The sequence below is a fragment of the Sinorhizobium sp. 6-70 genome (assembly GCF_030124375.1).
GTDB lineage: Bacteria > Pseudomonadota > Alphaproteobacteria > Rhizobiales > Rhizobiaceae > Sinorhizobium.
Genome location: NZ_JASKLS010000006.1, coordinates 38051 through 52537 on the forward strand (window position 1 = coordinate 38051; position 14487 = coordinate 52537).

At 62.1% G+C, this 14487-nt stretch carries 12 protein-coding genes; 5 read left to right on the plus strand and 7 right to left on the minus strand.

Annotated features, from left to right (window positions below; translation table 11 throughout):
• Positions 1-26: 26 nt before the first annotated feature.
• Together QN222_RS13555 and QN222_RS13560 are read right to left on the minus strand one after the other, a co-directional pair.
• The gene (locus QN222_RS13555) at positions 27-683 is read right to left on the minus strand and encodes an HD domain-containing protein (protein ID WP_283961727.1); all 657 of its coding nucleotides are present in this window, start codon (positions 681-683) and stop codon (positions 27-29) included.
• Positions 680-3502: a DUF2339 domain-containing protein gene (locus QN222_RS13560; RefSeq protein ID WP_283961726.1), complete on the minus strand. Its 2823-nt coding sequence runs from the start codon at positions 3500-3502 to the stop codon at positions 680-682. Before QN222_RS13560 ends, QN222_RS13555 begins: the two co-directional genes overlap by 4 nt.
• 198 nt (positions 3503-3700) lie before the next feature.
• Here QN222_RS13560 and QN222_RS13565 point away from each other — a divergent pair, with 198 nt between their 5' ends.
• Positions 3701-5713: a PhoX family phosphatase gene (locus QN222_RS13565; RefSeq protein ID WP_283961725.1), complete on the plus strand. Its 2013-nt coding sequence runs from the start codon at positions 3701-3703 to the stop codon at positions 5711-5713.
• 60 nt (positions 5714-5773) lie between these two features.
• Here QN222_RS13565 and recO read toward each other — a convergent pair whose 3' ends face one another.
• Positions 5774-6523 (minus strand): DNA repair protein RecO, encoded by a 750-nt coding sequence (gene recO / locus QN222_RS13570; protein ID WP_283961751.1) that lies wholly within the window; start codon positions 6521-6523, stop codon positions 5774-5776.
• A 227-nt stretch (positions 6524-6750) separates the two neighbouring features.
• Here recO and QN222_RS13575 point away from each other — a divergent pair, with 227 nt between their 5' ends.
• Complete coding sequence (locus tag QN222_RS13575) at positions 6751-7491, plus strand: L,D-transpeptidase (RefSeq protein WP_283961724.1); 741 nt, start codon at positions 6751-6753, stop codon at positions 7489-7491.
• Between the two features lie 46 nt (positions 7492-7537).
• On the opposite strand, the gene QN222_RS13580 is transcribed toward QN222_RS13575, so the two are convergent.
• Both QN222_RS13580 and QN222_RS13585 read right to left on the minus strand, forming a co-directional pair.
• Positions 7538-7900 (minus strand): hypothetical protein, encoded by a 363-nt coding sequence (locus QN222_RS13580; protein WP_283961723.1) that lies wholly within the window; start codon positions 7898-7900, stop codon positions 7538-7540.
• Positions 7901-7911: 11 nt separating this feature from the next.
• Entirely contained in the window at positions 7912-8394 is a 483-nt protein-coding gene (locus QN222_RS13585; protein WP_283961722.1) for an SRPBCC domain-containing protein, read from the minus strand.
• Between the two features lie 51 nt (positions 8395-8445).
• On the opposite strand from QN222_RS13585, the gene QN222_RS13590 reads away from it, so the two are divergent.
• The 3 genes from QN222_RS13590 to rkpK all read left to right on the plus strand — a co-directional run bounded on the left by QN222_RS13590 (position 8446) and on the right by rkpK (position 11324).
• Positions 8446-8778, plus strand: coding sequence for a helix-turn-helix transcriptional regulator (locus tag QN222_RS13590; protein ID WP_283961721.1), 333 nt, complete (start codon positions 8446-8448; stop codon positions 8776-8778).
• Positions 8779-8848: 70 nt separating this feature from the next.
• Positions 8849-9874, plus strand: a complete 1026-nt coding sequence (locus QN222_RS13595) for an NAD-dependent epimerase (protein WP_283961720.1) — start codon at positions 8849-8851, stop codon at positions 9872-9874.
• 136 nt (positions 9875-10010) lie between these two features.
• Positions 10011-11324 (plus strand): UDP-glucose 6-dehydrogenase, encoded by a 1314-nt coding sequence (rkpK, locus tag QN222_RS13600; RefSeq protein WP_283961719.1) that lies wholly within the window; start codon positions 10011-10013, stop codon positions 11322-11324.
• Positions 11325-11520: 196 nt separating this feature from the next.
• Here the strand turns inward: rkpK and QN222_RS13605 are convergent, their stop codons facing one another.
• Both QN222_RS13605 and QN222_RS13610 read right to left on the minus strand, forming a co-directional pair.
• Positions 11521-11835: a hypothetical protein gene (locus QN222_RS13605; RefSeq protein ID WP_283961718.1), complete on the minus strand. Its 315-nt coding sequence runs from the start codon at positions 11833-11835 to the stop codon at positions 11521-11523.
• 245 nt (positions 11836-12080) lie between these two features.
• Entirely contained in the window at positions 12081-14384 is a 2304-nt protein-coding gene (locus QN222_RS13610; RefSeq protein WP_283961717.1) for a Tex family protein, read from the minus strand.
• Positions 14385-14487 lie beyond the last annotated feature (103 nt).

Here is a 14487-nt window from a genome sequence, read left to right on the forward strand (position 1 = left end):
GGAGCGGCGCCAATCCGTTGAAAGATTTAGATTTCATCAAGCAGCATGGCAAGCACGCCACGCAACCTTGCTTGCCGCTCCGTCGCCAGCCGACGCCCTGTCGCCGTCTGGAAACCGTCGGCGAGACGAAAGAGCTTCGTTTCGAAGTGATCAATCGCGAAGGCCTTGTCGTCGAGCGGCCGGGCCTCGGCCAGCGGGTCGAGCGGATCATAGAGCCCGCTGCCCATGCGTCCGGCGATATAAAAGCAGCGCGCCGCCCCGACCATGCCGATTGCGTCCAGCCGGTCCGCATCCTGCAGGATTTTCGCCTCCAGCGTTTCGGGCGGCAAGTTGGCGGAAAAGCTGTGCGTCAGGATTGCATGGGCGACGGGCGAAATGTCCGCCGTGCGCCAGCCGAACCCGTCGAGGATTTGCCAGGCTTTCTCGGCGGCAAGCCGGGAAGCTTCAGCGCGCTGCGGCGAATTCTTCTCGACCGAAACGCAATCATGGAGAAGGACGGCGGCTGCTAGAATGCGTATGTCGCCGCCCTCCTCGGCCTGTATGCGCGCGGCGTTTTTCCAGACGCGAATGAGGTGCGAGGCATCGTGCGAACCGTCGCCATCGGCAAAGGCATGCGGCAATAGCTTCGCCGCAAGCTCGTCATGAGGTGCAAAGGCCGCGGCCAGCTCCGGAAGGCGTGTCATGCGCGGCTTGTCCTTTCGCCTGCCTCGGTCGTGGTTCCAGCACCGCCAGCGCGGCCGCCATTCCCCGTGTTGGAGAGGATCTTCTGGTAGAAGAGTCCGATACCGATCAGTACGCCACCAAGGCCGATGAAGGATAGGGCGCGCAGGAAGCCTTCCAAATTCGACATGTCGATAAGGAAGACCTTGAGCACTGCGATGAAAACGAGCACGGCCGAGGCAATGCGAATGCTCTTCGCATTGAAGCGTGAGCCAAGGACCAGGAGCAGCACGCCGAGTACCAGCCAGACGACCGAATACGTGTAGGTTTCCCCCTGGAGGAAGCCCTTCCAGTTCGCGATATTCTCCCCTTGCCAGAAGCGGCGAACGCTGAGGCTCGCCCAGGCAAAGGCGAGGACGGCACCGCTGACCGCAAGCGCAGCCACATAGGGCCAGGGGCGCTTGTCGCGCGCATACCAGGAGAGCCCGGCATAAGCGATGCCGGGCAGCAGATAACCGATGAGGAGCAGATCGAAGAACGGGACCCTGCCGAGCAGTTCGCCGCTGAAATAGGGATTGAGACCGAGAAGATGCGCCGAAAGAACCGACAGCATCGAAAGCACGCCCACCACCATGCCACCGTAACGGAACACCGGACTCGGCGACCTCGTGTCGAGGGTCATGAAGATGCCGGACGCGCCGATTGCGAGCAGCGTATAAATGGACTGCTCCGCAAGCGTCGGAACAGAGCTGTCCAGAACGCCGCCATTCATTGCGTGACGAACAAGGATGGCCAGTGTCAGCAGGACGAAAAGGCTCGCGAGCGCCTGTAAGAGATTGCGCACACGCGTCGCCGGCGAGGCGCGAAGCAGATAGGCGGACGTCACCAGCAGCAACGCCGGAATGCCATAGCCCGGCAGGAGGGCATTGAACACCGGCGTCGTTGAGAGATTGCCGGCACCGACGATCGTCGGCTCCCAGGCGATCCGCGCCAGAACCACAAGGGCAGATCCGACGGTTATCCAAGGCAGAACCGGCCAGGAGCGAGCGCGCGTGGCGAAGGTGTACCCGGCGCCGAGCAGAGCGATCGCAAGAGTCGTGACGAGCCCGTCCGTCCAGGCATGCAGGCCGAGGACAAGGAGGCCGAAGGAGCCTGCGACCAACAGCCCGCCAGCGATATGCAAATCCCTCGTTTCGGCGCTTCGGCGGTATAACCACTCCACGAGACCAAGAAGAAACAAACTGCTGATGACGGCTGCGAGCCCGTGTGGCAGATCGAATGCGAATTTGCCCGTCATGAGGAAGGACATGGCCAAAAGGGCGTTTGGCACGATGGCGGCAATGCCCGCCCACAGGATGGAAAACTGCGCTTGTGTCGCGAGCCGCCTGGCGAGCACGAAGCAAGCGAGCAGGACGAAGACAGCCGACAGCACCATCGCAGTCAGCATCGCCGTGCTGCCTGGAACGACGATCTCCGGCTGCGCGCGCGAAGGGTCGAGATAGGCAAGAACGTTGCTGAGTGCAGTCAGGCTCCACGTTCCGGCCATCGCCCCGAAGGCGGCGAAGAGAGCCGGATAGATTGCGTTTGCCCTCAGCGCGCCGACCAAGGCTAACGCCGCGACCACCACGACAAACTCCTGGACCGGAAAACGCTCGGCGGTGACGGCCGGGCTGATGAAGAGCAGCGCGAGAACCGTTGCCGCAATCGCGGCTGAAACCGTGACAGCCGCATGGGGCGGCGCGAACAGTCTCTCCCATGGGCTGGGCACGGTCGCCGCAGCACCCCCCGCCTCCGGCGCGCCCTCCGCTCCGGCGGCTCGCTCAGCGGTGCCGGGCCAAATCAATCCGACGCCCGCGATCATCACCAGGAGTGCAAAAGCAACCGGCGGCGCCTCGAAAGGTGTCACGCCCACAACATAGGCGAGCCCCCAGAGGCCAAGCCCGACATTGGCGAGTGTCGGGACAACCGTCCAGCGGCGCAGGCGCGAGGCGCAGAGCGTCGCAAGCCAGGCAATCGCGAGGAAGCCGAACAGCACCCAGGGTCGAGGCTCCGTGCTCGATACAAACAAGGGTGTGAGCAGCGAGGCGAGAAGCCCGAGCCCGGCAAGGGCCTGGCCATGCAGCAGCGACAGAGCGACCGTCACCAGCGAAACCAGCGCCAGCAGCACGAACGCGGTCGCGGTGCCGATGAATCCGTAAATACCATGGGCGGCATAGACGACACCGAACAGCGTGACGGCGCCGGCCGCCGTCAGCACGCCCGGGATCATCGCATGGCGGAACCTGTCGGCAATCGTCGGCACCGCACGACGGCGGATCACCTCGCCGGCGATCCCAAGCACCAGACCGAAAGCCGCCGCCAGCGTCAGTCGAACGGCCGGGCTCAGCAGCCCTGCATCGATAGAATATTGCACCAGGAAGTAGCCGCCGAGCGCCAGCGCCAGGCCGCCGACCCAAACGGGCCATTGGCCGCCGATTCGGCTTTCAAGGCTTCCTGCTGCAGGTGCTGGAGCTTCCGCGACAGCAGCCGCGGCGGCAACGTCCTCGGCTTGGCCGGGCTCGACCTCGTTTGGCACCTCCCCGCCGATGCGCGCACCCTCGCGCCCTGCCCGCGACCAGGGCCCATCCTTCCCCTCGTCTTCAATGGCAGTCGTTTCCGGAGCCTGCGCTTCGTCGGTCGCCTGCGGGGAAGCAGGTTCGGCTGCGGTCCGTCGCTCGCTCAATCGAGCGATCTCGACCTTCAGCGAATTGATCTCGTTCTCCAGCCGCTCCGCGGTCCGTCGGCCACCGAGAAAAGCGGCAAGCGCCATGGCAAAAGCAACAAAGGCAATGACTTCCAGCATCTTTCCCCCTGGCTGTAGCCTTCGCGGGCTGCCCGAGACCATACAGGTTTTCGCGCAAGCGCCAAATGCATTGACGGGAGGGCGCAGCAATCTCTTCACTGAACTGTCGCGGAACTGTCATGAACTTGCTGCTACAGCGGCAGGCGGACGTCGCAGAATGCGCGGCGGCCTCTATCGTTCAAAGAGGAGAACCGGGCAATGGACAAGTATCTCGCGTCAACGGAAGAAACCGAATTCAAGACGCTGACGGAACGCAGGGAGGAACTGGAGGATATCGGCCAGAACTGTTCCACCAATCCGACCATGGGCGATATCATCAATCGCCGTTTCTCGCGCCGCTCCTTCATCGGCGGCTCCTTGGCCGTTGCCGCCATTTCGACGACGGTGAGCCCCCTCGCGCTTTTGACGGCCGATGAAGCGCGCGCCGAGGACGCCTCGCGTTTCGACTTCACCGAAGTCGAGGCGGGCGTCGACCAAAACCATCACGTCGCCGACGGCTATGATGCCGATATCCTGCTGCGCTGGGGTGACAACGTCTTTGCCGACAGCCCGGACTTCGACCCGAAGAGCCAGACCGCTGCGGCCCAAGAGAAACTCTTCGGCTACAACAACGACTATGTCGGCTTCATCCCGCTCGAGGGCAGCCCGGATCATGGTCTGCTGGTCGTCAACCACGAATACACCAACGCGGAGCTGATGTTCCCGGCCTTTGCTTCGATCGTGAAGGAGAAGGTGACGAAGGACGGCAAGGAAGTCGAAGAGGAAAAAGTCACCCTTGGCGAATACACCAAAGACCTCGTCGACATCGAAATGGCCGCCCACGGCGGCACGATCATCGAGATCCGCAAGGTGGACGGCAAGTGGCAGCCGGTACTCGACGGCAAATACAATCGCCGCATCACGCTCAACACCGAAATGCAGCTTTCCGGACCAGCCGCGGGTCATGACCGCGTGAAGACGCCTTCCGACCCGAGCGGTAAAAAAGTCTATGGCACAGTCAACAATTGCGCCGGCGGCGTCACCGCCTGGGGCACCTACATGATGGCCGAGGAAAACTTCAACGGCTATTTCGGCGGCGAACTCGCCGATGACCATCCGGAGTTCAAACAGCTGAAGCGTCTTGGAGCACCGGGTGGACAGTACGAGTGGTCGAAATTCTACGATCGCTTCGACGTGTCGAAGGAACCGACCGAGGCCAATCGCTTCGGCTGGATCGTCGAAGTGGATGCCCTCGACCCCACCTCCGTCCCGAAGAAGCGCACGGCGCTTGGCCGGTTCAAGCACGAAGGCTGCGAATCCATCGTCAACAAGGACGGCCGCGTCGTGCTCTATACCGGCGACGACGAGCGCTACGATTACGTCTACAAATTCGTAACCAAGGGCACCTACAACCCGAACGACCGGGCTGCCAACATGGACCTCTTCGACGAAGGCACGCTCTATGTGGCGAAGTTCGACGAAGACGGCACCGTCACCTGGATGCCGCTCGTCCATGGCGAAGCACCGTTGACCGCCGAGAACGGGTTCGCGTCGCAGGCCGACGTGCTGATCGACACGCGGCTTGCTGCCGATGCGCTCGGCGCTACCAAGATGGACCGCCCGGAGGACATTCAGCCGAACCCGAAGACCGGCAAGGTCTACGTGATGCTGACCAACAACACCAAGCGCAAGGCGGAAGAAGTCAACGCCGCCAATCCGCGTGCCAAGAACGCCTTCGGTCACATCATCGAAATCACCGAAACGGATGGCGACTTCGCTTCGCTCACCAGCCGTTGGGACGTGCTTTTGAAATGCGGCGATCCGAGCGTTGCCGAAGTCGGTGCGTCGTTCTCGACGGCGACGACCAAGAACGGCTGGTTCGGCATGCCGGACAACTGCACGATCGACGCGGACGGCAGGCTCTGGGTTTCGACGGACGGCAACAACGAAAAGGAAACCGGCCGCACCGATGGTGTCTGGGCGATCGACACCGAGGGCGGAGCACGCGGAACCTCCAAGCTGTTCTTCCGCGTTCCCGTCGGCGCCGAGATGTGCGGACCCTGCTTCAACCCGACATCCGACACGTTCTTCCTCGCCGTGCAGCACCCGGGCGACGCCGGTCTGGCCACCTACGAAACGCCGGCGACACGCTGGCCCGATTTCAAGGACGACATGCCGGTGCGTCCGGCCGTGGTGGCCGTCACCAAGCGCGGCGGCGGCCGGATCGGCTGATCCCCAAAGGCAACGGACGCTGCGCCGCGCGCGGCGTCCGGTTTCATCGCTAGGCGTCGATCAGGCCGCAGACGGTGGAGAAGATTTCAATGCCTTCAGCGCCGCATGAACGAAGGCGTCACGCACGGAAGCGGCGTCGAGGCCGCGCGGCTCATAGACATGGCGGTTGAGAAAATAGGCGGTCAGCCGGAACGCGGCGGCGAGGCTGTCGTGGTCGGCCGCCTGGTGCCCGCCGGGAGACAGGAAATCCGGAAGGGCGAGCATGCGTTCGGCATACCGCGCACCCGCCTCCCGGCTGACGGCGCGGCCGGATTTGGGCGAGACATAGACGAGCTCCTGGCGCGCGCCGGTCGCGGCACATTCCGACAGATCCAGGCCGAAGCCGAGGTCGTTCAAGACGGCGAGTTCGAAGCGCACGAACAGTTCCCCGGCATCCGCCGGGTCCTGGAGATGGTCGACGATGACGGCAAGCGCCTCATAGAGATGCGGATGGGGATCGCGCTCCGGCAGCAGCCGCAACAGCGCGCCGAGGGCCTGGATGCCATAGACGGACGTCGCCGCTTCCATCAGCCTTGCGGCGCGTAGTTGAAGCGGCTCCACGCGAAACTCGCCGAGATGCTCGTCCAGCCGCGCCCGCCAGGTCACTTCGACGGAGTTGCCGGGCTGCAGCACCGGCTGCATCGTGCGCGACCGCCCGGAGCGCACGAGCCCGAGATGCCGTCCATGCGCGGCGGTCATGACTTCCGCGATGACAGAGCTTTCGCCATGCCGCCGGATGCCGAGTATGATGGCTTGATCGCTCCATTGCATGGAACAGGCATACACCCGGCTCTGAAAGCGGATCAAGCACAGATGCTTGGCCTCGGACGAGCCTACGAGAACGGGTCTCTCCGCCACTGTCACTTTTTCGCGACACCGGTCGGCGGCCACATTTCCGCCCTTCTCTTGCCTCTTCTCGGACACTTTTGACGCTCAAGCCGGGGCTGGTCGTTGGAATGCCTCCCGAGTCCAAGAATTTGCAGTCAGCAGGATCGACTATGTGTGTGTCCCGGAACAGCGCCGGTAGCTCGGCGCGGCTCTTCGCCTTTCTCCTCGTTTCGTCCGTTCTCGCGGGTTGCGCGACAAGCGGCCAAAATGCCAAGCCGAAAGGACCGGATCCCTATTACGTCGCAATGTATGGGCCAAAACCGGAGGAAAGGTTCCCGCTGGCCGCCATCGACATCAGCAAGGTCGAGCCTCGCTTTCTGCGCCAGCAGGTGGCCTATCCCACCTCGGAGCCGCCGGGCACGATCATCGTCGACACCCAGAATCGCTTCCTTTATCTCGTGCAGGACGGCGGCATGGCGTTGCGCTATGGAATAGGTGTCGGCAAGGCGGGGCTGGAATTCCAGGGCGAGGCGCGTGTCGGACGCAAGGCCGTGTGGCCGCGTTGGACGCCGACGTCGGACATGGTCGCACGTGAACCGGAACGCTATGGGCCGCTCGCCGGCGGCATGGAGCCGGGCATCCGCAACCCGCTCGGCCCCCGTGCGCTCTATCTTTTCCAGGGCAACCGCGACACGCTGTTTCGGATCCACGGCACCACCGAGGCCTGGTCAATCGGCAAGGCCGTTTCGAGCGGCTGCATCCGGCTTTTCAATCCGGACATCATCGATCTTTACAGCCGCGTGCCGACGGACACGCGCGTCGTTGTGCTGCAGTCCGAGCCGCCTATGGACAGGCCGCTCGGGGCGCCAATGTCGGCTATCACCAATGCGGGGCAGCCGCTTTCCATGTGATGCCCGCGCGTCTCAAGACGCGCTACTGCATGCAGTAGCCAGACGTCTACCAGGCGTCGAGCTCGCGTACCATGTGCACGATGTTCGCAGGGTTCATGATCCAACCGCCACGAAAGCCTTCGCCGAGATCCTCGACCGCATCGCAGCGCACGGCTCCGTTCGCCGCAAGGTGGTCGAGCGCCTTCTCATGGTCATTGGTGAACAGCTCCAGCCAGATTTCCGCCTGGCTGTAATTTGGCGCCTCATCTATCCAGAGGCGGCTTGGTCCGAGAACGAATCCCTTGGCAGGAGTCTTTTCGTCGAAAGGCGGAAGCCCGACGACGTCGCGGTAGAAGGCAATCACAGCCTCGTATTGATGGCTCGGAACCTTCATGGCGATATTGAGCCCGCCCTTGATCTTTGTCGACATCGCACGGTCTCCTAGGCTTCCGGCTCGAGTGCCGGGTTGCCCGAGAGTTCGCTGACGTAGTAACCCTCGCGCAGGTTGATGCCGTATTCGAGCCAGGCCTTCATGCAGGCGAGCATCTGCGACCAGCCTTCGCAGTTCATATAGGAGCTCTTCTGCCCCTGCTCGTTTTCCCGCCAACCAGTTTCGGCAATGGTGACCATTGTTCCGCCGTCATCGAGAGACTTGAAGCGCATCTCCACCATTGTCCGATAGGGAGCCTCGCCCTCGGCCACCTTGGCGTCCCAACGGAATACGATTCTCTCATTCGGTTCGACGGTTTCCACCAGCACCGGCACCTCGCCCCACCAGGTCACGGTCGTACCGGCGACCAGTGGTGCGCTGACACCGCCGAGCGTCACGAAATAGCGGCTGAGCTGATCCGGATTGACGACAGCGTCGAACACCTGATCGACAGGACGGGCGATCCGACCATTCACGCGAAATTCCAAGGTCATGTCTTCCTCCTTGCCATTGTGTCACACGATAATATGTTATAAAAATATAACATGTCAATCGATTCGAACGACGACGCCGTTTTCAAGGCTCTGGCCAATGGCCTGCGCCGGCAGATGCTGGACGCCCTGAAGGCTGCGCCCCAGACGACCGGCATGCTTTGCGAACAATTCTCACAGCTCGACCGCTGCACCGTGATGCAGCACCTGAAGGTCCTGGAGGATGCAAACCTGATCCTCGTCCACCGCGAGGGACGAGAGCGGTGGAACCATTTGAATGCGCTGCCAATTCAAGCCATTCACGATCGATGGATCAGCCGGTATGCGGATCACGCCATGTCTGTCCTGACGGCCTTGCATCGCGGGCTCGAAAGCCCGTCCAAGTGACGGATTCGGCTTTCCATCGCTCCGCTTTCTTCGTATGAACTGTCCGACTATGCAAATTGGGGATACCGTCGTGCGCTACCTCATTACCGGCACAGCAGGCTTCATCGGTTTTCACGTCGCCAAACGGCTGATCGACGAGGGTCACTTCGTGGTCGGCTTCGATGGCATGACGCCCTATTATGATGTGACGCTCAAGGAGCGGCGCCACGCGATCCTGAAGCGCTCCAATGGCTTCAAGGCGATAACGGCGATGCTCGAGGACCAGCGAGCGCTCAACCAGGCTGCTGAGCTTGCCGAGCCCGAGGTGATCATTCATCTCGCAGCGCAGGCGGGCGTTCGCTACAGCCTCGAAAATCCCAAGGCCTATGTCGACTCGAACCTCGTCGGCACCTGGAACGTACTGGAACTCTCGCGCGCGCTTGGCCCCAAACACCTGATGCTCGCTTCGACGTCCTCAATCTATGGCGCCAACGAGAAAATCCCCTTTTCCGAGATGGACCGCGCGGACGAACCGCTGACGCTCTACGCGGCAACGAAGAAATCGATGGAGTTGATGGCGCATAGCTACGCCCATCTCTACAAGGTGCCGACGACAGCGTTCCGCTTCTTCACGGTCTACGGTCCGTGGGGACGTCCCGACATGGCATTGTTCAAGTTCGTGGATGCGATTCACAACGATCGGCCGATCGACGTCTATGGCGAGGGCCGGATGAGCCGGGACTTCACCTATATCGATGATCTCGTCGAAGGCATCCTCAGGCTTTCGCACGTTGCGCCGGCGGAAGAAAATCGCGTCCCAGCGGCAAAGGCGAAGGACACGCTCTCCCATCAGGCGCCATTTCGCGTCGTCAATATCGGCGGCGGCCAGCCCGTCGAATTGATGACCTTCGTCGAAACGATCGAAAAGGCAGTCGGCCGGCCCGCCATCCGCAACATGCTTCCGATGCAACAGGGAGACGTTCCGCGCACCTACGCTTCGCCGGATCTGCTCGAAGCGCTGACGGATTTCAAGCCGTCGATTTCGGTCGAGGAGGGTGTGGCGCGCTTTGCGGAATGGTACGAGCAATATTATCGTAAGACCGGCCAGATCGCGTGACCCGTATGCCAAGGAGGCTGCCGCAAAACCTCAGATCGGGCTTAAAATGGTCGCAAATAGGTCTATTTCGCCTTTGATACACGCACTTCTCTAACCGACATCCCCAAGAAAAACCCACCAAACAAAGGAAGAACCGATGAAAATCACGATGATCGGCGCCGGCTATGTCGGCCTTGTTTCGGGCGTCTGTTTTGCGGATTTTGGCCACGACGTGATCTGCCTCGACAAGGATGAGGGCAAGATCGAGGCGCTCAAGCAGGGGCAAATCCCGATCTTCGAACCGGGCCTCGACCATCTTGTCGCCAGCAATGTCGCGTCGGGACGCCTGAGCTTTACGACCGACCTCAAGTCCTCCGTCGCAGAAAGCGATGTGATCTTCATCGCCGTCGGCACGCCGTCGCGGCGCGGCGACGGGCATGCCGACCTTTCCTACGTCTATGCCGCCGCCCGGGAGATCGCGACCAACCTCACCGGCTTCACGGTTGTCGTGACGAAGTCGACGGTTCCTGTCGGAACGGGTGACGAGGTCGAGCGCATCATCCGCGAAACCAATCCCGAAGCCGATGTCGCCGTGGTCTCCAATCCGGAGTTTCTGCGCGAGGGTGCAGCGATCGAGGATTTCAAGCGGCCGGACCGCATTGTCCTCGGCCTCAACGGCAATGACCAGCGGGCACGCGACGTGATGACCGAGGTCTATCGCCCGCTCTACCTCAACCAAGCGCCGCTCGTCTTTACGACGCGCCGCACCTCCGAACTGATCAAGTATGCCGGCAACGCCTTCCTGGCGATGAAGATCACCTTCATCAACGAAATGGCCGATCTCTGCGAAAAGGTCGGCGCCGACGTCCAGGATGTCGCCCGCGGCATTGGCCTCGACGGCCGCATCGGCTCGAAGTTCCTGCATGCCGGGCCGGGTTATGGCGGCTCCTGCTTCCCCAAGGATACGCTGGCACTCGTCAAGACCGCGCAGGACCACGACAGTCCGGTTCGTCTGGTTGAGACGACCGTGGCGATCAACGACAACCGCAAGCGTGCGATGGGCCGCAAGGTGATCGCTGCCGCAGGTGGTGATTTGCGCGGGCGCAAGGTCGCCGTCCTCGGCCTCACTTTCAAGCCCAATACGGACGACATGCGCGACAGCCCGGCGATCGCGATCGTGCAGACCCTGCAGGATGTCGGCGCCACGGTCGTCGGCTACGATCCCGAGGGGGTCGAGAATGCCCGCAAGGTCATCGACGGCATAGATTATGCAACCGATCCCTATGATGCGGCAGCGGATGCCGACGCACTGGTCATCGTTACCGAGTGGAATGAATTCCGCGCGCTCGATTTCGCACGGCTCAAGACCGTGATGAAGACGCCGCTGCTCGTCGACCTGCGCAATATCTATCGCAAGGACGAAGTGGCACGGCACGGTTTTGGCTATGCCAGCATTGGCAGGCCGGATTGATCGCGGGGGCAACTTCCCTTATGGCGTAGCCGATTTAAGGAAAAAACCTGCAACAATTCAAAGCGTTACAGCGCCGCGCGTCTGAGCCGCGCGTCTGATAAGACGGGCGGCGCTGTATGCGCTTTTCATGGGACGGCGTACAACATACCGTCGCGTGATGCCGCTGCGTGGGCCCGTCGGGCGCAGCTTTCCGGGTTTACGCCTTCGGACCTACCTGCGGCATCGGGTCCCAGCTCTTTCCGGCGAGAATGACGCAGCTTCGGCCCGAAACGTCCGTGACGATCAGGGTCCAGCTGCCGTTGTCGGCCGCAAAGACCTCCATGACAGCCTGCGGGTTGATCAACCCGATCGCCGCAGGCTTCTCGTCATATTTCTGCGCAAGGAATTCGATCACCTGGGACCGCTCGGCGCAATTCGCGATTGCCTGCGAGTCCGCCGGATGAGGGTGTGCCATCACTGCTACAGCCAATATGGTGGCTCTCGTGAGGCCGCGGATCACATTGCCTGCCATCAGGCACCTCCTTTCGCCGGGAGCTCCCGGCGGAAGAGGATTTCCGCTGACCTGTTCCGCCGTGGCCGGCATTCTATGGTCGACACCTGCTCGCGACCCGAGACCGGTGTCGCCACGAGAGGAGTATGGCGGAAAGCAGATTATATTTCAATTAGCTAATATATAGATCGTTCACCTGAAAGCCGCCATGCCAACAGTCGATGGTGGAGAAACGATCGTTGGCATTGGCCGTTCCACTTTGCCGATCACTTTTGTTTCATCGCCGCCATCAATGCGGCCCCAAGCGCGCCTTGAGCAGGCGCTTCCGATCGCGGCTGACGCTCGGCTGCGTTGCGGGTGCCGCCACTATTCGATGCAGATCCCCTCGCCTCACGGCCCCTTTCCGCGCCGCCGTCCTTGCGCATCGTAAGTCCGATACGCTTGCGCGCAACGTCGACTTCGGTGACACGCACCTGCACGACATCGCCCGCCTTCACAACCTCATGCGGGTCCTTGACGAAGCGATCGGCCAGTTGCGACACATGGACGAGGCCATCCTGATGTACGCCGATGTCGACGAATGCTCCGAAGGCAGCGACATTCGTTACGGTACCCTCGAGTTGCATCCCGACTTTCAGATCCTTGATGTCATCGACGCCCTCGGTAAAGGTCGCCGTCTTGAAGCTCGGGCGCGGATCGCGGCCCGGCTTTTCCAGCTCGGCGAGAATATCCTTGACCGTCGGCAGGCCGAAACGCTCGTCGACAAAGGCACGTGGATCGAGTTTCTTCAAAGCGGCACTGTCGCCCATTAGTGATCGGACGTCGCGACCGCAAGCGGCGACAATCTTTTTCGCGATCCCGTAGGCCTCCGGGTGCACCGAGGACGCATCGAGGGGCTCCGCTCCGTTCGGTATCCGCAGAAAGCCGGCGCATTGCTCGAAGGTCCGGGCACCAAGACGCGATACCTTCAAAAGTTGCTGACGGCTGGAAAAGGGTCCTGTCGCATCACGATGCGCGACGATCGCTTCTGCAGAGGATTTGCCGAGCCCCGAGACGCGCGCCAGCAACGATGCCGATGCCGTGTTGAGATCGACGCCGACAGCGTTCACCGCATCTTCGACGACCGCGTCGAGCGAGCGGCTGAGCTTCGACTGGTCGACATCGTGCTGGTATTGCCCAACGCCGATCGATTTCGGCTCGATCTTGACGAGTTCGGCGAGCGGATCCTGCAATCGCCGGGCGATGGATACGGCGCCTCGAAGCGAGACGTCGAGCGTGGGAAATTCGGCCGCCGCCGTCTCAGACGCGGAATAGACCGATGCCCCTGCCTCGGAGACGATGACCTTTGTGGGTTTCGGGGCCGGGAGCTGCGCAAGCATGTCGGCCACAAGCTTCTCGGTCTCACGGCTGCCGGTGCCGTTGCCGATGGCAATCAGTTCAACCTTGTGCTTGCGGATGAGCGACGCGAGCTCCGCCTGGGTGCCGCGAATGTCGTTCTTCGGCGGAAAAGGATAGACCGTCGTCGTGTCCAGCAACTTGCCGGTGCCGTCCACGATCGCAACCTTAACCCCGGTGCGGATGCCCGGATCAAGCCCCATGGTCGCGCGCGAGCCGGCGGGTGCGGCGAGCAGCAGGTCCTTGAGATTGCGCGCGAAGACGCGGATCGCTTCCTCTTCCGCCCGCTCGCGCAACTCACGCATCAAGTCAAGCGAGAGCGACATGGAAAGCTTGACGCGCCAGGTCCAGCCGATCACGTCCGCGAGCCACTTGTCACCGGGCAGCTGCGTGCCGGCGTTGTAGGCAGCCGCAATCATGCGCTCGACCGGTTTCATCGGCGCCGTGTCATCCTGGTCGACGACGATATCGACCGAAAGGACCTCCTCGTTCCAGCCGCGCAGCATCGCAAGCGCCCGATGGCCGGGTGCCGTCGCCCAGCGCTCGGAGTGATCGAAATAGTCAGAGAACTTCGCACCGGCTTCCTGCTTGCCGTCGACCACTCGGGCGCGCAGGAAGGCCGCATCCTTCATGTAATTGCGCAGACGCCCCAGAAGGTCGGCATTTTCAGTCATGCCTTCGGCGATGATGTCGCGTGCGCCGTCGAGCGCCGCCTTGATATCCGTGACATCAGCCGTCAGGAACGCTCCGGCGCGGTCAGACGGCGCAACCGACCGATCGGCCAGGATCGCCTCCGCCAGTGGTCCAAGCCCCCGCTCCCGGGCAATCTCGGCTTTCGTTCGCCGCTTCGGTTTGTAGGGCAGATAGATGTCTTCGAGCTCTGCCTTGGTAACCGCACCGGCAATCTTGCGCGCCAGCTCGTCGGTGAGCTTGTCCTGCCCGCGGATTGACTCGATGATCGAATTCCGGCGCGCCTCCAGTTCACGCAGATAGGTAAGCCGCTCCGAGAGCACGCGCAACTGCGTGTCGTCGAGGCCGCCGGTGACCTCCTTGCGATAGCGGGCGATGAAAGGCACCGTCGCTCCCGCGTCGAGCAGGTCGACGGCAGAGGCAACCTGGGCGGTGGTTGCCTTGATCTCGCTTGCGATGATGGCGGCGATGGGCTTTGCGGTCATTCGGCGTTCCGTTCCTGTTTCCAAGCGGACCATACTGACGCAGACCATCAAGGCCAAGTGAAGGCCGAAGCTCTCCTAGCCGAACTCCACAGAAGATGGCAGA

Excerpts from the sequence above, each read along its gene's own strand:
- QN222_RS13555 (WP_283961727.1), bottom strand. The coding sequence starts at position 683 with ATGACACGCCTTCCGGAGCTGGCCGCGGCCTTTGCACCTCATGACGAG.
- QN222_RS13560 (WP_283961726.1), bottom strand. The coding sequence starts at position 3,502 with ATGCTGGAAGTCATTGCCTTTGTTGCTTTTGCCATGGCGCTTGCCGCT.
- QN222_RS13565 (WP_283961725.1), top strand. The coding sequence starts at position 3,701 with ATGGACAAGTATCTCGCGTCAACGGAAGAAACCGAATTCAAGACGCTG.
- recO (WP_283961751.1), bottom strand. The coding sequence starts at position 6,523 with ATGCAATGGAGCGATCAAGCCATCATACTCGGCATCCGGCGGCATGGC.
- QN222_RS13575 (WP_283961724.1), top strand. The coding sequence starts at position 6,751 with ATGTGTGTGTCCCGGAACAGCGCCGGTAGCTCGGCGCGGCTCTTCGCC.
- QN222_RS13580 (WP_283961723.1), bottom strand. The coding sequence starts at position 7,900 with ATGTCGACAAAGATCAAGGGCGGGCTCAATATCGCCATGAAGGTTCCG.
- QN222_RS13585 (WP_283961722.1), bottom strand. The coding sequence starts at position 8,394 with ATGACCTTGGAATTTCGCGTGAATGGTCGGATCGCCCGTCCTGTCGAT.
- QN222_RS13590 (WP_283961721.1), top strand. The coding sequence starts at position 8,446 with ATGTCAATCGATTCGAACGACGACGCCGTTTTCAAGGCTCTGGCCAAT.
- rkpK (WP_283961719.1), top strand. The coding sequence starts at position 10,011 with ATGAAAATCACGATGATCGGCGCCGGCTATGTCGGCCTTGTTTCGGGC.
- QN222_RS13605 (WP_283961718.1), bottom strand. The coding sequence starts at position 11,835 with ATGGCAGGCAATGTGATCCGCGGCCTCACGAGAGCCACCATATTGGCT.
- QN222_RS13610 (WP_283961717.1), bottom strand. The coding sequence starts at position 14,384 with ATGACCGCAAAGCCCATCGCCGCCATCATCGCAAGCGAGATCAAGGCA.